The 21,837-nt window shown below is 42.9% G+C and carries 20 protein-coding genes; 8 read left to right on the top strand and 12 right to left on the bottom strand.

What is annotated here, in order from left to right; all coding sequences use genetic code 11:
* Positions 1-92 precede the first annotated feature (92 nt).
* Positions 93-740 (bottom strand): Uma2 family endonuclease, encoded by a 648-nt coding sequence (locus tag V7K62_RS19950; protein WP_334867065.1) that lies wholly within the window; start codon positions 738-740, stop codon positions 93-95.
* A gap of 287 nt (positions 741-1,027) precedes the next feature.
* Here V7K62_RS19950 and V7K62_RS19945 point away from each other — a divergent pair, with 287 nt between their 5' ends.
* Positions 1,028-1,213: a hypothetical protein gene (locus V7K62_RS19945; protein ID WP_334867024.1), complete on the top strand. Its 186-nt coding sequence runs from the start codon at positions 1,028-1,030 to the stop codon at positions 1,211-1,213.
* Here V7K62_RS19945 and V7K62_RS19940 read toward each other — a convergent pair.
* Together V7K62_RS19940 and yidD are read right to left on the bottom strand one after the other, a co-directional pair.
* Entirely contained in the window at positions 1,205-2,221 is a 1,017-nt protein-coding gene (locus tag V7K62_RS19940; protein ID WP_334867022.1) for a sulfate/molybdate ABC transporter ATP-binding protein, read from the bottom strand. The two genes, V7K62_RS19945 and V7K62_RS19940, sit on opposite strands and share 9 nt — an antisense overlap.
* A 94-nt stretch (positions 2,222-2,315) precedes the next feature.
* Complete coding sequence (gene yidD / locus V7K62_RS19935; RefSeq protein ID WP_334867020.1) at positions 2,316-2,843, bottom strand: membrane protein insertion efficiency factor YidD; 528 nt, start codon at positions 2,841-2,843, stop codon at positions 2,316-2,318.
* A 212-nt stretch (positions 2,844-3,055) separates the two neighbouring features.
* Here yidD and chlP point away from each other — a divergent pair, with 212 nt between their 5' ends.
* Positions 3,056-4,276 carry a geranylgeranyl reductase gene (chlP, locus tag V7K62_RS19930; protein ID WP_334867018.1) on the top strand — a complete coding sequence of 407 codons (1,221 nt, stop codon included), beginning with the start codon at positions 3,056-3,058 and terminating at the stop codon, positions 4,274-4,276.
* Between the two features lie 172 nt (positions 4,277-4,448).
* On the opposite strand, the gene V7K62_RS19925 is transcribed toward chlP, so the two are convergent.
* A complete protein-coding gene (locus tag V7K62_RS19925; RefSeq protein ID WP_334867015.1) occupies positions 4,449-5,894 on the bottom strand; it encodes an FAD-binding oxidoreductase in 1,446 nt (481 codons plus the stop codon).
* A gap of 93 nt (positions 5,895-5,987) precedes the next feature.
* Here V7K62_RS19925 and V7K62_RS19920 point away from each other — a divergent pair, with 93 nt between their 5' ends.
* Positions 5,988-7,322 carry a pentapeptide repeat-containing protein gene (locus tag V7K62_RS19920; protein WP_334867013.1) on the top strand — a complete coding sequence of 445 codons (1,335 nt, stop codon included), beginning with the start codon at positions 5,988-5,990 and terminating at the stop codon, positions 7,320-7,322.
* Positions 7,323-7,382: 60 nt separating this feature from the next.
* Here the strand turns inward: V7K62_RS19920 and V7K62_RS19915 are convergent, their stop codons facing one another.
* From V7K62_RS19915 to V7K62_RS19905, 3 genes are all read right to left on the bottom strand, one after another.
* Positions 7,383-7,997, bottom strand: coding sequence for a Uma2 family endonuclease (locus tag V7K62_RS19915; RefSeq protein ID WP_334867010.1), 615 nt, complete (start codon positions 7,995-7,997; stop codon positions 7,383-7,385).
* Between the two features lie 182 nt (positions 7,998-8,179).
* Positions 8,180-8,959 carry a type I methionyl aminopeptidase gene (gene map, locus V7K62_RS19910; protein ID WP_334867007.1) on the bottom strand — a complete coding sequence of 260 codons (780 nt, stop codon included), beginning with the start codon at positions 8,957-8,959 and terminating at the stop codon, positions 8,180-8,182.
* Positions 8,959-9,975, bottom strand: a complete 1,017-nt coding sequence (locus V7K62_RS19905) for a Gfo/Idh/MocA family protein (RefSeq protein ID WP_334867005.1) — start codon at positions 9,973-9,975, stop codon at positions 8,959-8,961. Before V7K62_RS19905 ends, map begins: the two co-directional genes overlap by 1 nt.
* Positions 9,976-10,625: 650 nt before the next feature.
* Here V7K62_RS19905 and V7K62_RS19900 point away from each other — a divergent pair.
* Positions 10,626-10,925, top strand: a complete 300-nt coding sequence (locus V7K62_RS19900) for a ferredoxin (RefSeq protein WP_334867002.1) — start codon at positions 10,626-10,628, stop codon at positions 10,923-10,925.
* Positions 10,926-11,194: 269 nt separating this feature from the next.
* Here the strand turns inward: V7K62_RS19900 and V7K62_RS19895 are convergent, their stop codons facing one another.
* Positions 11,195-12,934 carry a SpoIID/LytB domain-containing protein gene (locus V7K62_RS19895; RefSeq protein ID WP_442937313.1) on the bottom strand — a complete coding sequence of 580 codons (1,740 nt, stop codon included), beginning with the start codon at positions 12,932-12,934 and terminating at the stop codon, positions 11,195-11,197.
* A 112-nt stretch (positions 12,935-13,046) separates the two neighbouring features.
* Between V7K62_RS19895 and V7K62_RS19890 the strand changes: the two genes are divergently transcribed.
* The 4 genes from V7K62_RS19890 (at position 13,047) to V7K62_RS19875 (ending at position 15,923) form a co-directional block, all read left to right on the top strand.
* Positions 13,047-13,310 (top strand): ParB N-terminal domain-containing protein, encoded by a 264-nt coding sequence (locus V7K62_RS19890; protein ID WP_194043156.1) that lies wholly within the window; start codon positions 13,047-13,049, stop codon positions 13,308-13,310.
* Between the two features lie 123 nt (positions 13,311-13,433).
* Positions 13,434-13,925: a Dps family protein gene (locus V7K62_RS19885; protein ID WP_334867000.1), complete on the top strand. Its 492-nt coding sequence runs from the start codon at positions 13,434-13,436 to the stop codon at positions 13,923-13,925.
* Between the two features lie 88 nt (positions 13,926-14,013).
* Complete coding sequence (gene grpE, locus V7K62_RS19880) at positions 14,014-14,667, top strand: nucleotide exchange factor GrpE (protein ID WP_334866998.1); 654 nt, start codon at positions 14,014-14,016, stop codon at positions 14,665-14,667.
* Between the two features lie 929 nt (positions 14,668-15,596).
* The gene (locus tag V7K62_RS19875) at positions 15,597-15,923 is read left to right on the top strand and encodes an STAS domain-containing protein (RefSeq protein ID WP_334866996.1); all 327 of its coding nucleotides are present in this window, start codon (positions 15,597-15,599) and stop codon (positions 15,921-15,923) included.
* On the opposite strand, the gene V7K62_RS19870 is transcribed toward V7K62_RS19875, so the two are convergent.
* The 4 genes from V7K62_RS19870 to V7K62_RS19855 form a co-directional block, all read right to left on the bottom strand.
* Complete coding sequence (locus V7K62_RS19870) at positions 15,924-17,060, bottom strand: PP2C family protein-serine/threonine phosphatase (RefSeq protein WP_334866994.1); 1,137 nt, start codon at positions 17,058-17,060, stop codon at positions 15,924-15,926.
* Between the two features lie 322 nt (positions 17,061-17,382).
* Positions 17,383-18,150, bottom strand: coding sequence for a DUF1350 family protein (locus tag V7K62_RS19865; protein ID WP_334866992.1), 768 nt, complete (start codon positions 18,148-18,150; stop codon positions 17,383-17,385).
* A 233-nt stretch (positions 18,151-18,383) separates the two neighbouring features.
* Positions 18,384-19,103: a hypothetical protein gene (locus V7K62_RS19860; RefSeq protein ID WP_334866990.1), complete on the bottom strand. Its 720-nt coding sequence runs from the start codon at positions 19,101-19,103 to the stop codon at positions 18,384-18,386.
* 806 nt (positions 19,104-19,909) lie between these two features.
* A complete protein-coding gene (locus tag V7K62_RS19855; protein WP_334866988.1) occupies positions 19,910-21,832 on the bottom strand; it encodes a M48 family metallopeptidase in 1,923 nt (640 codons plus the stop codon).
* Positions 21,833-21,837 lie beyond the last annotated feature (5 nt).

Here is a 21,837-nt window from a genome sequence, read left to right as displayed (position 1 = left end):
AAGTGCCTAAAATTACAGCCAAATACTTTTCAAACATCCTCTTATATGATTCGGAACGCTATATATATTTTGAATGCTGATGACAGCATAAGTTATTGGTATTGTATTTGCTTTTGTACCCAAAGACGAAAAGCTTTGAGCGTTGCATTTCTACCTGCTGTTGTACTTTGCTCCAGATATTGGGGAATCACTTCAATTAGTGGGAATAGAGGAAAATTTAGGCTTTGCGAAGATTCTACATAATGGTCATTTTGTAGAACATTAATTTGGAGCTTTCCGCGCTCAAAACGCCAAAGCTCAGGTACTTTTAGTGCTTCATAAATATTAGGATGAGTCCGAGAAGTAATATCAATTTCTAGAGCTAAATCTGGAGGAGGGTCTACTGCTAAATCTAGTCGCTTTTTGCCGCGAATCTTGGATTCATTTTTTATATAAAAACACTGGTCGGGTTCTATACCTTGAGCCATTGCTTGGTTTTTGAAAGTGGTAGAACCAAGGCATCTAAACTCAATATCTAATTCTTCCAAAAGAGCTTTAACTAAATCGCTAATAATTTCTTTATCGTCTTCATGTTCTGGCAGTGGTGCCATAATCTCCAGTATTCCCCTGTCATAAGCAATTCGTGCAGCCCGGTGTTCCCCTAAATCCTCTAGAATTGCTTCTAATTCCTGCCAGGTTACATCTCGCAGTAGCACTCTTTGTCCTGGTGGAACATGGATGCGCTTTAATTCCAACAACATCATCTCCACTCCCAGTAGCTCAAACCTAAATTTAGCTTACTCCAGTTGACTAATGCGCTGCGACAATTTTTGCTGCTTGATCACTAGAATTGTCAGATGCTTGCATACGCCGCAGCTTGTAGTCAGACACCCCCTGATTGAAGTGTATACTGGGGCGATCGCTCCGAAAAAGATTACTAGAGTAAAGAAAAAACCTCTGGGAACTCCAGAGGTTTTGGTTCCTGATTTAGTTTCTACTTGTTACTCCAATTTGTCCTCAGTCATTTCCCGATAATCAAAAAAATTATTTGAACAACAAGATCCCCGACTTCTCTAAGGATACAGTTGGCGAGTCGGGATCTGACTCCTTAAAGACAAAAGCAGTTTCAGGAACACAGTTCTTTTGTGGTTACTATAAGGTTTTAGTGCGGAATTCTGCCTTCTGCGGCTCGACAGAGCGATCGCTGAACGTCCTCCTGTCTCCTTCAAATTGAATAAGACACTGGGAAGGATTTTGCATCTTTTGGCTTCACATAGACTCGCTGTTGAGGTTCTAACTCTAAATCATTAAAGCGATCGCGTGTTAAATGCGCTGTCAATACTTGTCCATCATCGAAAGTTAATTCCACCTGAATTTCCCAACCCAAATGTACTAACCGACTCACTGTCGCAGGTGTAGTGGCATCGTTGGCACTAGTTTCAAAAATCACATCTTGCGGACGCAAAAACACTTGTGGGTGTGGCGCATCAAATCCGCTACTTTTAAAAATCTTCGAGGTGCTAGGTAATATGTTCACTGGGCCGATGAAGCTCATCACAAATGCCGTGGCAGGGTCATCGTAAATTTCTGCTGGTGTCCCCACCTGTTCCACACGCCCTTTATTCATGACCACAACTTCATCGGAGACTTCCATTGCTTCCTCTTGGTCGTGGGTGACGAAAACCGTGGTAACATGAACCTCATCATGGAGGCGGCGTAACCATGCCCGTAAATCTTTGCGGACTTTAGCATCAAGTGCGCCGAATGGTTCATCTAGCAATAAAACTTCCGGTTCTACTGCCAGTGCCCTGGCTAAAGCTACCCGTTGTCTTTGACCACCAGAAAGTTGTGATGGATAGCGATCGCCTAGTCCAGTCAATTGTACCAATTCGAGTAACTGTTCTACCCGCCCCTTAATCTTCTTTGGCTGTGCCTTACGAATTTCTAGACCAAAGGCAATATTCTGCCTGACAGTTAGATGCTTGAATAGGGCATAGTGCTGAAACACAAACCCAATATTTCGCTCTTGCACACTTTGATATGTAGCGTCCTTACCGGTAAGCAGGATTTTGCCGCTATCTGGCATTTCTAAACCGGAAATTAACCGTAGTAGCGTAGATTTACCTGATCCCGATGGCCCGAGCAATGCAACTAGCGAACCACTCTTAATTTCCAGGCTGACCTGATCAACTGCCTTGAAACTACCAAATTGTTTGGATACGTTCTCAACTACTATGCCCACTGCTGCTGTACCTCTGCAACTAAATCTACAGATCCTTGGTAGGATTACTGTGTCTTACATATACCATAGATCATTATTTATGGATGAACAAGATTTAGCTACCGCAACTACCGCAATCGAGGAAGCTACAATCAGCACCACTGCAATCTAGGGAACTGCAATCAGCAGCACCACAATCTAGGGAGCCACAATCAGGAGTTATGCTGGCACAATTGCAGCCCAAATCGGCACAATCAAAACAGTCAGTATTGTCGTTGCTAATAAATGGGGATTTTTGAGCAACTTTACCAGATGCTTGTTGTGGTTGCTGCGTGTCTGCTTCCTCCTCTGTGGATTCTTCTGAGTTCTCGGTTTGCGTAGACACGTAGCGGCTTGCTACGTGTCTACGCAAAATTTGATTAGCTTGCTTACAAGCTTGAAATCGTTCATGAGAATTGACAAAAGCTGCTTTTAATCCTTCCTTGGCAATTACCCGCTTGATGTATTGAGAGCAAGATTCGCTGCCATATAGTATTCTGTGGGCACAAGCAAAACCTTTGTGTGGGGAAATGTGCTTTTGATATCCGGTAATTGCGGCGGCACTAACTTGTCTAGTAAAAGAATCCAACAAGGAAATCTGCATATTTGGGAACTGGGAACTGGGGACTAGAAACTAGGGATTAGGCAATATTCTTCCTTCATTCTTCCCAATTCCCTACCTTCCCCAATCCCCAATTCGTATCGAAACATTAAGGAATATTGCATTTCAGTAGAAACCTGAAGGTAAAGCGCCAAATCACCAGAAAGACCGTGGTAGTATGCTCTCGGTAAATGTGAAGATTGGGAGAAAGACCTTTGACACTACGGGTTGCTGTTATTGGGTCAGGCCCTGCTGGTTCATCTGCCGCAGAAACGCTGGCAGCCTCTGGGATTGAAACCTACCTGTTTGAGCGGAAGCTAGACAATGCAAAGCCTTGTGGGGGCGCAATTCCCCTATGTATGGTGAGTGAATTTGACTTACCACCAGAGATTATCGATCGCCGGGTACGGAAGATGAAAATGATTTCGCCTTCCAATCGCGAGGTTGATATCAATCTGGTAAATGAAGATGAATATATAGGAATGTGCCGCCGGGAAGTGCTGGATGGCTTTTTGCGCGATCGCGCGGCAAAAGTAGGCGCAAATTTAATTAATGCCACTGTTCATAAACTCGATATACCAGGAAACAATACTGATCCCTATACCATCCATTACATTGACCATACAGAAGGTATATCACAGGGTATTGCCAAAACCCTGAAAGTGGATGTAATTATTGGGGCAGATGGGGCTAATTCCCGCGTTGCTAAGGAAATGGACGCTGGGGATTACAATTATGCGATCGCCTTCCAAGAGCGGATTCGCTTACCCGAAGACAAAATGGCCTACTATAACGACCTCGCCGAAATGTATGTCGGTGATGACGTTTCTACCGATTTCTACGCTTGGGTTTTCCCCAAACATGACCACGTAGCTGTCGGTACTGGTACAATGCACATCAATAAAGCCAGCATCAAACAGTTACAAGCTGGTATTCGTGCCCGTGCTTCCGAGAAGCTAGCAGGCGGTAAAATCATCAAAGTCGAAGCCCACCCCATTCCTGAACATCCCCGTCCCCGTCGTGTTGTTGGTCGCATCGCTTTGGTGGGAGATGCTGCTGGTTACGTTACCAAATCCTCTGGTGAAGGTATTTATTTTGCCGCTAAATCTGGGCGGATGTGTGCCGAAACCATTGTCGAAACATCTAACAGTGGTAGCCGCATTCCTACAGAAGGCGACCTCAAGGTTTATCTGAAGCGTTGGGATAAAAGATACGGACTCACTTACAAGGTGTTGGACATTCTGCAAACCGTGTTCTATCGTTCTAACGCCACCCGCGAGGCGTTTGTGGAAATGTGCGATGACCTTGATGTACAACGGCTAACATTCGATAGCTATTTGTATAAGACCGTTGTCCCAGCTAATCCCATCACCCAACTGAAAATTACTGCCAAAACCATTGGTAGTCTAATTCGGGGTAATGCCCTTGCACCTTAACTGAGTGCAAAGGACTGGAAATTACAACAAATACATGACTCAATTTTGTGGGGTGGACATCCTGCACGCTCATGAATCAGGGCGGGCAAGATGCCCACCCCACAACATATATCAATACTTCGGACAGAATTAAGCAATCTAACTACAGTGTCTTCGTCAGATATACCCCCGTTTAACTGGCGTATTTCAGGTAAAAATAATTCTGGAAAATCCCGTCCGGGTCATACTTGCGCTTGAGGGCGAAAAATTTAGCAGCTTGTGGATAAGCTCTACGGAATTGTTCAGGTGTGGCATGAAGACGATAGGGGAGATAGTACCTACCACCAACCGCTAGGGCTGCCTCAATCAGTTTCTGGGTCATTACCTGCATCTTTGCCTCCGCCTCTTGGGTGCGTTGCTGATGAAACAGCATCACCAGTCCAAAAACTTCCTGATCAGCATATCTGAGAAAACTGTCGTTATCCTGGTGAACATTTCGCACCGTGACATTGAGCAAATCCCCTTCAGATTGGGGAATAATGGTGCGACACTGCTCTAAAAACGCTTCCAGAGATTTAGGGGGAATAAAGTACTCATGCAGGATGTCAGTCTCTGCCTGGTGACGATTCTCAAATAAGGCGGAGGAACGGTTGAGAATCTGGTTTCTCGAAACTCGGTTTTCGGCTTCTCCCCCAACGATTTTTTCTAGTTGCCAGCGCAAGCTCTTGCCATAGTCATTGCCAATGCTGCCACGGAAAACCGTCCGAGCTACTCCAAATGCCTGTTTTTCTAAGGAGACAATAGCCTGAGTTGCTTGTGGGACTTGGTGGTAGGTGGTGAGAATAGCTTCTTGTAAAAAGCTTTCCGGTGCGACAGAAAGTCTACCGTATACCATACCAATAGTGGCTGCACCATCTACCCGTTGCCGATAGGTATCAATATAGTTCTTGCTCTTAATCACGAGCCGTTCAGCTATATACGTCTCATTGGGTACTACTCTCAAGTCCACGTCAAGAATGATCCCGAATAGTCCGTAACCACCTAAAACTAGAGAAAATAACTCTGGGTTTTCCTGTCTGGAACACTCCACAACCTTGCCACTTGCCAGCATTAACCGGAAACGTTCGACCGTGCTAGCAAAGGGGGGACTATTATGTTGCCAGCCATGAGCATTGGCACTCATCGTGCCGCCGACAGAAAAATCGTTGTTGGACTGCATGACGGCGACAGAATAACCACGTTCATTTAGGTAAGGAATAATATCAGACCATTTAGCTCCTGATTGCACCGTCAGGATTTTAGTTGCTGGGTTGAATTGCATCCGGTTGAAGTGGAGCATCAAGAGGGAGATGCCATTAGCATACAGAGTGTGACCACCCATAGTGTGGCGTGAACCCGCGATCGCTACCTTCTGACCTTGACGTAAGGCATCTCTAAGTACAGACTGTAGTATCATCTCAGTAACTCCAGGCTGACTCTTAACCTGCTTAATTGTCACCTGTGTCTGGTTCAAGTGACTGGCATCATCAACTGTGCCGGGAGGCAGAGGTTGACGGTCATCGCGATCGCTCCAGGCTGTTAAAGTAAGGTGAGCAACAGGTCTGCCTATGACTGTCAGGGCAATAGTGGTAGTTGCCACAAGGACAAGCAGTATAATCCTCAACCTGCTTTTTAAGAATTTACTGCGGTAGGAACGCTGCATAACTTGGATTGAGGGGGCAAAATAGAAAACATGACGATTGAATCCGATTCCTCTAATCTACCAACCCCAAAACCAGTCCCCGAAAATGACTTGCAACCAGATGACTTTGACGGTAATTCAACTGAGAAGAACCTAACCTCAGAAGCACTAGCGGCGATTGGGTCTTTGCAATCTCCGCAACATACAACTGCTCTCAAACAAGCTCGTTCTGACTTCAAGCAACCCATTGCCAACCAATTCACAGTTAAGCCGAGGGCATTGCTGATTACTCTAATCGCGATCGCCATCACCTTCATTGGAATTATCCTGAATAACTGGATCGTTGGCATTATCGGAACACTGATGACTTTGCTGTTATCCCTGGCGATACTATTGCCTTGGTTGCAAAAAGCCTTAGACGAGTGGTTTTCTCCGGAAGAGCGCACCCTGTTTGTTGCTTTTTTGGGACTAATAGTAGCCATCATCGGCTTGATCAAGTTTACAGGTGTGGGCGATCGCTTGCTACTTTGGGGACACCAAATTAACTGGGATATTGCTGGAACCCTAGCAGACTGGTTTGGCGCTTTGGGGCAAATTTTCATCGCTGTCATCGCCGTTTACGTGGCGTGGCGACAATATGTCATTTCCAAAGACTTGACAATTCAGCAAAACCTGTTAACAGTTCAGCAAAATATTATCACTCAGCAGCAGACAATTGATTCCTATTTTCAGGGCGTTTCAGACTTGGTATTAGATGAAGAAGGATTATTAGAAGATTGGCCCCAAGAAAGAGCGATCGCTGAAGGACGGACGGCGGCAATTTTAAGTAGTGTAGATGGCAGTGGTAAAGCGAAAATTCTCCGCTTTCTCTCACGTTCTAAGTTGCTGTCACCCCTAAAACGCGATCGCTTATTAGGTCGAGCCATTCTCGACGGGACTGGCGGATATGCAGAAGACCGCCTGGATGGTGTGCGTGTCATCGATTTAGGCGTCATGCTAGCCGCAGCAGACCTTTCTGGTACCGATTTGCGTTGGACTGACCTGAGCGAAGCTAATCTTGTCCGCGCTAATTTGGTCGGTTGTGATTTAGTAAAAGCCAACCTCTCCCGCACAATTTTATATAATGCGAATCTCAATGGTGCTGACATCAACGGGATTCGCCTATTCTACGGTGTAGTAGAAAAAGCATCACCCCGCAGTCGCACCCAAGCACCAGATTATGAAACCGGCGAACAAACTGGCGCTGTGGTAGAAAATGCCGATTTCAGCAATGTGCAACGGATGTCTGAGTCAACACGTAACTACTGTTGCACTTGGGGTGGCGAAAAAACTAGAGGTACTATTCCTGGTGGTTGTGAAGGTATTCCTAATAAGTTGGGACGATAATTATACCAAGTTTAAATACTTCTCCCCAGAGAGCGCCACATATTCCCCCAACCTCTAAATCTAGCAACCCGCAACAAATATCTGTTCTGCGGTTAAATTCAGGTCTGGAAATGTTTGGGAGATGAGGCGTTCTGTTCCCCTAAACTGTTGTCCTTGATAAGTTCCATCCACTAACTGATAAATTGTAATCACAGGTTGTTTAGACGAGCCGATGTAACGTTTGCCTCCTAGCCCTAGATAATCTGCGATCCAATACTCCCCAATGCCTAATGCTTCGTAGTCTTCCACTTTTCGGGCATAGTCATTCTGCCAATTTGTACTCACAACCTCTACGACCAATTTAACAGAATTGCCTAGTGTAATTACTGGCTCAGTTCTCCATAATGGCTCATTAGCCAAACCTGTCTGATCAAGAATCACAACATCGGGTCTAAAGGCTGAATTTTGACCTAATGGTTTAATCAGGCATTTCATGGGAATAAACCAAGGCAAGTTGAGTAGATCAATTGCTACGTTGAGCTTACGATTAATTAACCCAGCTACCTGTTCATCAAGTCCAGTGGGTTCCAAGTCGATTAGTTCTCCGTCGATTAACTCGTAGCGTACATCATCCAGATAGCCAGCAACGAATGCCTCAGAGTTAAGAGTACCTGTATTAATAGTGGCTGAAACCATAGAGATTTGTCCTTCCAGGTTCAGAACTAGAGCAAGTATTGCTGCTCTTAATTATTCTAACTCCGCATCCTTACGTCAGGCTAAACGATAAGTTTTTAAGCGGACATGATATCAATACGGTACTGTTTCCACCTGTAATAATTACAGTAGGGGATGTTTGTAAGTTGATGATCTCTCATTGCTCAGGGGTAAATCTCGCCTTCAGGTAAGGTAAGGATTTCAACGCCGTTTTCAGTTACAGCTAGGGTATGCTCACATTGAGCAGAAAGTTTGCGATCGCGCGTGACAGCAGTCCACTTATCGCTGAGAACTTCGACTTCGTAAGTGCCTTCGTTAATCATTGGCTCAATAGTAAAAACCATCCCTGGTCTGAGGCGCTTGCCCTTACCGCGTGTGCCATAATGAGGAACATCCGGCGCAGTATGGAAAACGTTACTGATGCCGTGTCCCACGAAATCTCGCACCACAGAAAAGCCTTCTGCTTCAGCATACTCTTGAATGGCTGCACCAATATCGCCAATGCGTCCCCCAGGTTTAACTTCAGCAATACCCAGACGCAAACACTCTTTTGTCACCTCTACCAGCTTCCTCGTTTTTGCCGAAGGTGTACCGACAAAAAATGTCTTCGATGTATCGCCGTGATAACCCTCAACAATCGGCGTGACATCAATATTAATGATGTCACCTTCTTTAAGGATTTGCTTGGCATTGGGAATACCGTGACAGATTACCTCATTTACACTGGTGCAAATCGATTTAGGATAACCCTTATAGCCAAGGGGTGCGCTTTTTGCTCCATGCGCTTGTGTCCAACGTTCGGCTTCATCATTGATTTCGAGAGTGCTAACCCCTGGCTTCACGAATGGTTCTAGATGCTGGAGAAGTTTAGCAGCTAAACGCCCAGCTTGGCGCATTTTGTCTAATTCTCTCTGGGATAAAATAACAATTAGTTCAGTTTTCATTAACTTTTATCTAAAGTATCTTTCATAAACATAGTTAACCCAGTCTGTGCGGCTCTTTGTGCAGCATCAGCAACATGCAGGGTATATAAGCTCTCCTCTGGGGTAACGTACAAAGGAGTGCCATCAAAAAGATGGTCTAACACCATACTCGTGTCTTTGGCGAACAAACCCCGGCGAGGGCCAACCTCTATAGGTGTTGTTTCCCCTGGCTGGATGAAAATTCCGGTGTCGCCATCAAAAATTAAACCACCTTTTTCACCATGAACTTCAAACTTGCGTTCTGATTGCCAAATAGTTTCGCCTTTGCCATAGACTACTTGGGCTAAAAGTCCACTGTTAAAGCACAGTTCACTAGTGCAAAAACAGGTTTGGTAATATTCCGGTTCTATTTCCCAATATCGCTGGTGACAGTTAACTGTAAATACTTTACCAAATAAATCCGTGAGACGATGTAGGCGAGACAAAGCCCCCATTAAGGGAAAACCGAACATCTCATGGTTATAAGTCCATTTGCGGGGTGCCGGATTCTGGTGATTGATGGTGCTGTAGCGAACATAAAACACTTCACCAATTTTGGCTAAGTTTTGCTTCAAGGCTTGATGCAAACCACCCAAAAGTTCCAGGTGTTCAACATGCAGGAGTTTTTGTTGTGCTTTGGCTAAGGCAATTAGTTCCTCAGCTTCAACTACATCCAACGAAAGAGGATACTCTACTATCACATCTTTGCCGTTGGTAAGTGCTGCACGAGCGATCGCCCCATGATCTCGATTAATAGTAGAGATCGCTACTAGGTCTATATCTTCACGTTCTACTAGCTCTTGCCAAGAACTCAACGCTTCAATCTGATACTCTTTGGCAAAGGGTTCGGTTTTTTCTCTTGTATGGCCAACAACTGCGACTAAATGCGATCGCTCATCATGGAGCAATGCCTCAGCCCGAAACTTTGCCGCATACCCAGTACCTACCAAACCTACACGCACTCTTGCTTTTTCCAAAGCTACTTCTGAATTGTACATGATCCTCACTAGTTCTGTTTTTGATCATCCCACGCTTCTAATGGTGATATTCTTTCTTCATGGGTTTTACCAGTCTTGACTCTACAACATTCGTCCTACCCCCTCAAGCACTAATGAGACTTTATTTGAAGCTAGGCAGAAGTACGTATGCTCAAAAAGGGAGACTTCAAAAGAAAAGCCCCTTTGTTCATTGGATTTGACCGACATCCCGGATGTCGGTCAACGCGACACTTTGACTATTACAAAAATGTGTGTAATGACAAGGCTTTAAGAGTAGAGATATGCGATCGCGTTGTCTAATTTAGATGAGGAAATGAAACAGCCCTGCTTTTTAAAGGAGTTGGGGAGTCTCTTCTGCGTAAATCCTCCAAAATATCGGCAACATTAACCTTACTCATGTTTTCTTTTCGATAAGATAACTTTTTCTAATCACAACCTGACTAGGGTAGAAAATAATATAAATAAAACTTATCGGGATTAAGTAACTAAATTTCATTACTAATCGGGTTCAATTTCCAGTTACATCGTTTAATTTTTCTCGTAGTATCAGAATTGAAGCAAATTTAAACCAGCGGCTAATTCCACAGAACAGCCGTGATCTTTGCCTTAAGATAACTTATACCGCCGTTTGCAAAAGAGAGGATTACTCAATGCCAAGTTATAAAGTGACATTAATCAACGAGGCCGAAGGACTTAACACAACACTTGACGTTGATGATGATACCTATATTCTAGATGCTGCCGAAGAAGCTGGTCTTGACCTGCCCTATTCTTGCCGCGCTGGTGCTTGCTCGACCTGTGCAGGTAAAATCGTCAAGGGTACTGTCGATCAGGGCGATCAGTCATTCTTAGATGATGAACAAATAGAAAAGGGATATGTCCTGACTTGTGTCGCTTACCCAACCTCTGACGTAACAATCGAAACTCACAAAGAAGAAGACCTTTACTAAGAGTTAAGCGACTCAACAATAAACCTCTTGCAAGAGTTAGTAATGTTGACAAAAAAATAGCAGCAGGGGCATCTAGAATTAACACCCTTGCAATGCCATCTCTGGCTCTAAAAACGACTTTGACAAAAAGCCTAATTTTGTGTTGGGCAGGAACACAGTAAATGTTGTGTTCCTGCTTAATTTTTTAAGTCTGGAGTTTCCTGTTTATTTTTTGCCTCTTCTTAACTCCCGACTCCTACCTTAAAGATGTAACTTGAATACCAATTAGCTTAAAACTTAATCTCTTTGCTGAGAATTTGAATCTGAGTACCAGGATAGTAAAATTGGAGAATTTTTGGACTTGACCAACCTAGTTTTGCTAAATTTTGAGCGCCAGTTTGACTCAATCCGACTCCATGTCCTAATCCACCACCAATAAAAGCGTATCCCCAGAGTTCCGGTTTGCCTTTGTTCAGGGGTTCTATGTAAAAAAGCGTACTTATAGGGGCTGCAAAAGCACTGCGAACTTCGTCTTTGTGCAGAGTAAAGGTGCTGCGATCGGTTTTAACGGCAAGTTCAAGGATACGTCCACTCTGGCTTCGCTTCACTACTGCCATAGCCTGAATTGTCTTAAATTTGGCATCGGGACTGTTTTTCACCTGCAAAAATTTCTGCAAGTCCTTGATAATATCTTTTAACGGGGTTTCCTTGTGCCAACGAAACATATCCCACTTGCTTTCATTAAATCCTTGTTGCGTATTAATAAATTTTTGGAAGTTCTTTTCATCCGCTAAACTCTGCTTAGACAAGTCCCAAAAATTAGTCGGAGCATCCAGTACAGGGCGCAGATAGGGACGATCGTCGCCATTCCAGACATCGCTGAAGGAGGCGGTGACGCCACCAGTGGTAGAAGAATACAGGGCGTCTACTAGTTCATTTTTATAAGTTAATACTTTACCCCTAGTTGAGGCGATCGCTTGGTCTGTTTTGGCAGCTGCTCCCTTCAGCCCATAATAAACTTGGCAGTGAGTATCCGCACACAACTGATAGTTATCTGCGGCAAACCTACGTAAATTTCTTAAGGCATAAGTCCGGGCAAGAATTGCCTGGGCTTCTAGCGCCGCTGTTGGTACATCTGTCCCTATTTCGTAAGGTACAACCCCACGCAAATAAGTTTCTAAGGGTACTTGGTTGACTAGAGTGTATGTGCCATAAGAATTTGGCTGCAAATTCAGTCGGCCGGCATAAAGACGAGCATTTTCTGGTTTTTCGCTTTTATTTACCCGAATCAAGTTTTTATCAGTGCTAATTTCTAAATCATTCGGGCTATAGCGTTTACCATCCACCACCCAACTAACTCGCGGCACTTGTTTCCAAATCTTAGTATCAAGATATACTTTCTCTTTAGTAGAAGCTTGGATGTTCTGCAATAGCAAGCGTCGCAGTAAAGGAGTGCTGTAAACATCTCGTTTAGCCCAAACCTGCCAGCGTTCTGGCTGGGCTATTTCCACTTCCATTCCCTGAGAACGCCATTTATTAGCACTATCTTCCGCCGTTTCAAAAGTGCGATATGTGCCCAAAACTACTACTTCTTCCACTGCTGACTGGGGTAAAGCTTGCATGAGAGTTTCCAGCTTTACAGGGTTTTTGGTAAACAGGATTTGCTGCTTATTGCCCGCTTGAAATTTTAGCTTTAAGCGATCGCCTTTTATCGGTTCCAGTTGCAGCTTGGCTGTGGCTTCGGCGCCAAATCGCTGCACAATCCCAATTTTCAGTTCTATATCCTGGATGTTGCTCTCAGGCCCTGATGCAGCAGTCAGTCCCAATAGACAAAATGTTGTCAGCACAGTGTGGGAAAAACGCCAAAACGAAAATTTCATGGCTACCTGATAGCGTACCCCTACGGGGAAGCAAGCTACGCGTAGCGTCTTGTAGAGAAGCGATCGCGAGTACTCCAGCGTCTTCTGCCCCTTAATGCGTCGTTGGAGCTGATTTTCCAATTGCTTTGTAGTGCGGTTTTTTTGTCGCATGAGTGCTCCAATGATACCATTAACAGTTTTGCCCCCAAAAAGTTGCAAAACGAAGTCATAATGACTATGATTTATTTAGAGACAAAAACAGAACTAGTTGGATAAACTCTTTATGGTTAGAGTCCAAGAAATTCCATTAAATCAGATAAAACGTCCATTGCCCCGTACAAACGATCCAAATAAAGTGCAAGCCTTAATGGAATCGATTGCGGAGATTGGGCAGCAAGAACCGATTGATGTCCTAGAAGTAGATGGACAATATTATGGCTTTTCTGGTTGCCATCGGTATGAGGCTTGCCAGCGTTTAGGCAAAGAAACCGTGTTAGCCAGAGTCCGTAAAGCACCCCGCAGCGTTTTAAAGATGCACTTGGCATAGAAAATGGAAGTGGGGACTGGGGACTGGGGACTGGGGACTAGGAATCAAAGGCTTAATTTTCTTGCCAATCCCCAATACCCAATCCCCAACCTCAATTACATATAACCTAATTAGGAGAAAATTATGTCATCGAAAGTAACAGTCAAAAATGTAAATATCGGCATTGACGAGGCGAGTAGGGCTAAAATTGCCGACGGTTTATCTCACCTGTTGGCTGACACTTATACACTGTATCTGAAAACTCATAACTTCCATTGGAATGTAACGGGGCCGATGTTTCAAACATTGCATTTGATGTTTGAGACTCAGTATACAGAATTAGCCTTAGCAGTTGATCTAATAGCCGAGAGAATTAGAGCGCTTGGCTATCCCGCACCAGGAACCTACAGCGAATATGCCAAACTAAGTTCGATTCCAGAAACTCTCGGAGTTCCTAAAGCTGTGGAGATGATTCGCGAACTTGTAGAAGGACAAGAAGCCGTAGTCAGAACTGCACGGTCTATTTTCCCGGTGCTAGAGGAAGTTAACGACGAACCTACCGCCGATTTATTGACTCAGCGGATGCAAGTACACGAAAAAACAGCTTGGATGTTGAGAAGTTTACTGGAAGAATAGGGAATAGGGAACAGGGCATAGGGAATAGGAGACAGAGAAAAACTTAATCGCCAATGTCCAATTCCCAATGCCCTATGCCTAATGCCCTATGCCCAATATTAATTTCACCCAAAAGTTGCAAGATTTAATGCAACAGGTAGGTATTTCTAGTTTTAAAGGGCTGAGTCGCGCTGCTGGTGTCTCAGAGCGTCAACTTTTGCGCTTACGCCAAGGAAAGCTAGAGCAGATGCGGGTAGACGTGCTGCTCAAGCTGTCGCCAGTGCTACAGATGCCATTGAATGAATTAATCGCAACTTTTTCAACAGTTGAGTTGTTACAAGAGAAAACAGCGCCTACTCAGCAATTGTTACAAGAAATTACAGATTTAAGAAGAGAGTACGATCGCTCGCAGCTTCAATTACAACAACAGCGAGAGATATTGCTACAAGAACTCCAGCAGTCGAGTTTGCAACTGCTGGAGTCTTTATTATTGCAATGGCCAACAGCAGCACAGAAAGCGCAGGAGAATTCACAGCTAGCAGCAGTCAAAATATTACCGTTGGTGCAAAAACCCCTGGAAAAGCTTTTACAGGCGTGGGGAGTAGAAGCGATCGCACCCGTGGGAGCAGAATTACCTTATGATCCCCAACTACACCAATTGATGGAAGGAACTGTACAACCTGGAGAAACAGTCAAAGTACGCTACACTGGCTACCTTCAAGGTGAGAAGCTGCTTTACAGAGCTAAAGTGAGTCCTGTTTGAGGGTGTGAGGAGTTACAAATTCATAACTCTTTACTTTTTGTATTGTATGTTGATAAATGACAGATATTGGGAATACTAAAATAGCAGAGGCGATCGCCTTCAGAAAACTTCTTTTAAAGCCTTGGTGTAGGTTCGAGCTTGCTTGGCGCTGTTGAAACCTAAATTTTTGGCTCTAGAGTGGTAGTCCAGAGGTAAATTATTTCAATTATGTAAGTAATTGGACATAAATAAACGTAGATCCTAGTTACTATCATCAGTACTCAGGAAGAAGAACGCCGCTGCTAAACCGTAGGCATCGCTGCGACTGGTTGAATTTTGAATTGTTTAATGTAAGGCTATAATCATGAGATTTATTGGAGAATCTCAATTTTGCAAACAAAAATTTTTGGTAATTAATCTGAAAAGCAGTAACTTCAGCTTGTAGATAAGTATATATCTATAGGACTCATATTTAATTTTTGAAATACACGTAGGCTGTGTTACGGAAGCCGTAACACAGCCTACATATACTTAGATTTGATTTTTTCAAAAATAAAATCGGATTGCTATAGATCAATGAGATGCAAGTAAGTCAGCGTTAAAAAACAAACATCTGTGACGAAACATAAAATCAACGAACAGCTTAGAAATTGGTCATTCCAACATTTTTACAAAACTAAATATACCAGTTTTTTATCGTGCCAACTTACTTAGCGTGTTTATTTATAATTGGTCTGTTCCTAGTAGGAAAAGTCTACTTCATGAAGCTAATTATTTTTTTAAAATTACAAAATATCAGACGATAAAATTGATAATTAATCTTTATCTATCCTGATTAATTATCAATGATTACTCAATATGTAATCTGAGATTTTATTTTACAAGCATTTTTAAATGTTCTATAATGGCGAAATCAGAACATTATTTACGCAAATCAGAGTGACATAATTATGAGAGAACAAGTAAAAGTTATTAAGCTCAGTGGTAATTTGAACGCCACAACTTCACAAGACTTTCGACAAAATATCACTGAGATTCTAGAAAGTGGTGCGAAAATTGTATTAGTTGATTTTAAAGATGTAACGTTTATGGATAGTTCAGGTTTGGGAGCTTTAGTATTAGCTTTCAAAACCTTGCGAGCAGCGGATATTAAGCTTGCTCTCTGCTCAATTAATGAGCAAGTCAGGATCTTATTTGAACTGACTAATATGGATAAAGTATTTGAAATCTTCCCTAGTCAAGATGCATTTAATCAAGTTTTAGTCTCTCAAACGTAATTAATCAAACTTCATTTGCAAAATAGATAAATCATCATCAAAAGCATCTTTGGAGTTCAGAGCGATTAAATAACTGAGTACGCGTTCGAGTTGGCTATCAATAGGATCTTGTAAGCTAACTAGTAGCTGAATAAAAGCATCCAAACTCCAAAGTGTGCCGTCTGATTTAGTGATTTCATAAGCGCCGTCACTAAAAATGTAAAGGGTACTGAATTTTTCAATATTGCAAAACTCATCAACATATTTTGCCTCTGGAAACATGCCAACTGGCATACCGGGGGTTTTCAAGAGTTTAACTTCAGATTTCCTTGGAGATGCGCCGGTTACTAAAACGGCTGGTGGATGACCTCCACTAGCATAAATTAACTGGCGGTTGATTCGGTTGTAAACTCCGTACCAAATCGTAAAGTATTTATCATTTTGATAATTCATCTGAAAGGTATCATTTAAAGCCTTCAATACATCACTAGGTTGATAGTAATTCAGACCTTTGAGCGCACGCGATCGCAGTAGATTCAGCACTGAAACAGAGGGAAGAGTCGCTTTGAGTCCATGTCCGGCAGTATCGAGTAAATAAATTGCCAGATAATCATCATCGAGCCAATAGTAATCGAAACAGTCACCGCCGAGTTGTCGCGAGGGAATGAATCGGAAGTTTATATTGAAGGGTTCGGTCATGGAAAAAGGCAGTAGCGATCGCACATATTCTGCTGCTTCTGACATTTCTGATTCTAGAAGCAACTTTTGAGCCTGCAAATCTCTACTCAACTGATGTAGGCGTAATCCCGCTCTTACCCGTGCTTGTAATTCATTATGCTCAATAGGTTTGGAGATAAAATCATCAGCACCAGCATCTAGACCTTTGACGCAATCGGCAACGGAATCTAAGGATGTCAATAAAATAAAGAATGTGGTGAAAAATTTGGGGTCTGTCTTAATGCGGTGGCAAACTTCCAGTCCAGTCAACCCCGGCATGATCCAATCGCAAATAATTAATGCTGGACGGTAAGCCAGGGCCTTTTCTATTCCTTCTTCGCCGCTACTGGCAGTAACTACCTCATAACCCTGTTTTTCCAACATCCTTTTCAGGAGTATTTTTATTGAATAGTCGTCATCAATTACTAATATTTGAAACATAGAAAGTCGTTGAAAACACTCATTAATAATTTGTTGGCAAAATAGAGAATAAAAATATGCTATGAGCGAATAGTAATATCAATACAGAGATGCTATTATAGCGCTGACCGTTTGTATACAATAGACTTTGACCTCTATCAAAACCTCTCTCATAAAAGGAGAGAGGCTTTGAATCTTACTTCCCTTCCCTACCTTTCCCTAAGTTAGGGAGAGGTAGGGAAGGGGTTGGTGGGTTAAGTCTCTATTAGACTCAAATGAGAAGTGCTATAACTCATTTGTATTTACCCATAATATTTTACGACTGTTGAACAGTCATAAAATATTATGGTGCTGCCAGAGGATTTAGCCACAAAAGGATGTTGCTTTTTAACTGGTTCAAGTCGCGGTATGCTTCTTGCTTGAACCATTGCCCTAAAGCGTCAAAGGGGGTAAAAGATGTTCCAGTTTGCCATTTAATATCTTGACCTAAAGGTGTTGTATGATTTCCTGGTAAGGTTTGTGCTGTCACCATCTGATCAAAACGTTCTTGTAAGATTTTGGTTAAAGCTGCCGATTGATCAATGGTGTCATTACTAAATTTTATTAATAAATTGCGCCGGATATTGTAACGCTCTTGGACAAGCTTGTTAGTTTCCAACGGTGAGGGGGTAAACTCAATCGCAAAAGTAGAAGTGAATTGTTCTACTAGGGGGATAGCTTCTTTAGCGGCGTAGTTGTTGAAGGATATTAAAATATTGCCTGCACGTTCTACTTTAAAGAGGCTACCAATCAGCAAGTGAAGTTTACAGCCCATACTGTGTCCGACGCCGTAGATGGGGAAGTAAAGCTTGCGTAATGCCCCAGAATCATGTAATCGTTCGAGGGTGCGGTCAAAGTTTAACAGCACGGATTTTGCGATCGCAGTATGATCCAATGTATTGACGAAAGGCGTAGCAATTACAACATAGCCTTTACTTGCCAGTTGTTCGAGTAACCAGCGATAAGTAATGTGCGGTGCAGTGGCGACAAATGCACCTCCTAAAAAATGAACGATACCAATGGGATTTCGGGGGATGATTACCCAGTTCCCTCTAATTTCTTTCCAGTCCATGCGGATAAGCGATCGCTTTACGAATATTCTTTATGTTAGACCGGGGATTGCAACCGTGGGAAGGATTATGGAAAAAAGCCCTTGAGAATATCTGACTAGTAGCCTGGAAGCCAACCCACCCAGCAGCGTCTAATATACTTACCCTGAGTATCTACGCTTTTTCCAACTATTACTGAGTGCTGAATCAATTCAGGGCTGCTTTCTAAATCCCCCATTACGAATTACGAATTATCTTAACGCTGAGTTTGTAATCTTTTCATTTCGTATTGCACATCTAATGCAATTTGTAATGCTTCATTGAGTAACCTTCCATGTTCAGTAGCCTGTTCGGTTACTTGCATGGCTGTTAAAGTTGCTAAATTGTTGACAAATAGTTCTGTATTACTCAGAATAAAATTCTTATTCTCTCTCAAAATCCTTTCTGTCTTCAAAGCACGAACTAAATCAGCTTTGGTAAGCTTAAGCGCTTCGATCACACCCTCCCTTTCCTTTATAACCACTTCTGGATTCCCAGCTTCTTCTATTTGGTCATTGATATCTATTACTCTAATAACAGTATTATATCTATTAACCTCATTTAACAGGATTTGCAGAGATTTTGTCATATTAAGTTTAACAATCTTACTTCTACTTTTCCAGGTTAAATATAGGATACTTTGCATCAGACCCCCAACCCAAAGACCTAAAAATAATAATAATATCCAAGATGGAATTGTTATCCACGTCACAAACATTTTAATAATTATATCAAATAGAATATAGACAAAAACAAATGTAGAAAATCCAATAAAAACTACAGTTGCCCCTTCAGAGCTTTTCAGCTTTTGTATATATATGTTTGCTAATCTCTTGAGAGGATTTGTAATGATTAAAAGTTCCTCATTGACAGGTAAATTAGTCAGCTTTTGCAGATCATCCTGACTAATTTCCAAGTCCTGTAAATCATCCCGCACAGCTTTTCAACCCTTGCCAGAATAGTTATTTAATCTAATATAGCAATCAAATTTATAGAATGCTGGCATTTTGTCTAAACTTTTTTAAGCAAGTTAATACTTCTAGGCAATGTCAAGATTTTTTGTACAATATGATACTCTTTTGCCAAGATAACTATTTATATTGTAGGTATCAAAACGTTCTAGATCCCCCTAAATCCCCCGATAAATTGGGGGACTTTGATTCCGGTTCCCCCCTTTTTAAGGGGGGTTAGGGGGGATCGCTAAGTGCATAAAATCACAGCAAAATACTTTTCAAACATCCTCTAAGAGTCAGGATAAAAAAACAAATCAATTGCCTGTAAATATAATCAAAAGGCGACAGGTTATTGTTCTGGTAAACAGTCATTTGCAACTACAATAAAGAATAAGAGTTGATTTATAAAGTAAATCAAAAGTTAGGGTGTGTTATGGCTTTAGCCTAAGAGGTTGTTTGAAAAGTGGTCGGCTGTGATATCAGGCACTTATCGATCCCCCCTAGCCCACGCCAGTCGCTCTACTTGGGGAGACCCCATCGCGCAGCGTCTCGTAGAGAAGACCGCGCTGGCTCCCCTTAAAAAGGGGGGAAACGGAATCAAAGTCCCCCTTAAAAAGGGGGATTTAGGGGGATCTAAGAGTATTTGATACATCACTAAGGACTTTTCAAACATCCTCTAACACACCCTACAGGAATTTTATTTTTACTTTATAAATGGTCTCTAATGGAAAAGTTCGTTCTTGCGGACTTTATTTGTTTAGTTATAAATAATCGTGTCTCACTCGTTACATTAACTTCGCTTTGGAGAAGATTGTTTCTGTTTTGAAACACGGGGCTGAGGGTTTAAAAATGGGGGGATGGGACAGTCTAGCGTCATGGCGATCGCTCTAAGTAAATCTGCTTCTGAAGGAGTAACTTTGTTATCTAATAGTACCGTGTGGGCGCAAGCATCAACAATAGCCTGTTTGAGTTTGGGAGTGGCAAGACGCAGGCGCTCAATACTTTTCTTGAGTTCAGTGAAATTACAACTTGGTGGTATTTCTGGTTTTTCTTGCTCTCCGGCTTTGGGGAGTCGAAAAACTCCAGAACGAAAAGCATAGGCGATGTCTTCGGTAGACGCATCGGGTTGGGAGTGTCCGACACGGGCAATTACGGACAATACTAATAGACTATCTGGCCAAATCTGTTCGATGGAGGTGAATTCTACCGTTGTAGTAGATGCGGGATTTATACTAGGTTGAAGACGATGCCATAGTATTAACTGCAACACAAAATGCCACAGTGATAAACTTTCGGTGGCTACAACTAAACCGTGGACGCATTTGCAGACACTTTGGCATTCTTTGGCAGAATTTTGGCGTAATACGGGTACTGCCAAATCCACAAGTGGCAAGCGAATTCTGGGATCTAACTGACTAATTTCGCTACTCAATTCCAGGGTTTTGTCTACCAAATCAGCAGGCTGCACCTCGCGTAACCAAGCAATTTGACGTTCTTGGATTTGGAGATTTTCTGTATCTAACGCTAGCGCAAAAGCGATCGCCATTGCACTTTGCTGCTCCCGCGCACCTAAACGCAGGGATTCTGGTAACTGCGATAACACCGCTTGAGCATGGGCAAAATGCTCTGGTGTGACGCTTCCAACTTGGTTTACAACCTGCTCTGGCGTGGCGTTAGAACCACCAGCAAAGCCCATTGTTAGAGATTCCTGGGAAGAAGTACGCATCTGATTGCGAGATGGCATTGCTGCTAAATTAGTGACTCTCAAACCCCCAACGCGGCGGATACGTTCTGCTAACGGTGGGTGGGTAGAAAACATATTTTCCCAGAAAGAGGGGTTGAGGGCATTGCCAAAAAACATGTGACTGGCAGCTTCTGCACCCGGCGAAATCAAGCGTGAATCCATCTGTTGAAGTTTTTGGAAGACTCCGGTAAGCCCATTGGGGTTGCGAGTGAACTGTACAGCTGAAGCATCGGCGAGAAATTCACGTTGGCGAGAGACTGCGGCTTTAATCAAGCGTCCACAGAGTAATCCGATACCGCCAATTGCCATCAGTGCTAAACCAAAAGCCCACAGAGGCAAACCCTTGTCTTCGCGGGAAGTACCACGAATCCGCCAAAGCAATTCCCCAGTTAAATAAATAAACAAAATCCCGTGCAATAGTCCCACTAAACGCAAATTTAGCCGCATATCTCCATTGAGAATATGACTGAATTCGTGGCCGATGACTCCTTGTAACTCATCCCGGCTCAAGTGTTGCAAAGTTCCACGGGTAACTCCAATTACAGCATCATTGGGCGAAAATCCGGCAGCAAAGGCATTAATGCTGGTTTCTCTTTCAAGGAGATAAACTTCTGGGACAGAAATACCAGAAGCGATCGCCATTTCCTCGACAATATTTAATAGTTGTCGCCCTTGTTCATCTGCCGTATCTGGTAGCAGGAGTCTTCCTCCTAACTCCTGGGCAATTACGCTTCCGCCCTCCCGGAGACAGGCAATTTTGTACAAACTTCCCACTGCGATCGCAATTATTGTAATCCCAGCCACGTAGAGAAATAATCCTGGATGCCACCAAACACGGGGAGCCATGCGGAACAGAAATAAAGTGGCAATGTAAATCGCCATAATCATGACTGCGATCGACAGGGAAAATAACCCGATTAATTGTTGCGTATTTTGGCGTGCCCGATCCTGATGTTCAAAGAAATTCATAGATA

It is taken from the genome of Nostoc sp. (assembly GCF_036917935.1).
Lineage (GTDB): Bacteria > Cyanobacteriota > Cyanobacteriia > Cyanobacteriales > Nostocaceae > Nostoc.
This window is presented reverse-complemented; position numbering and strand designations above follow the sequence as displayed.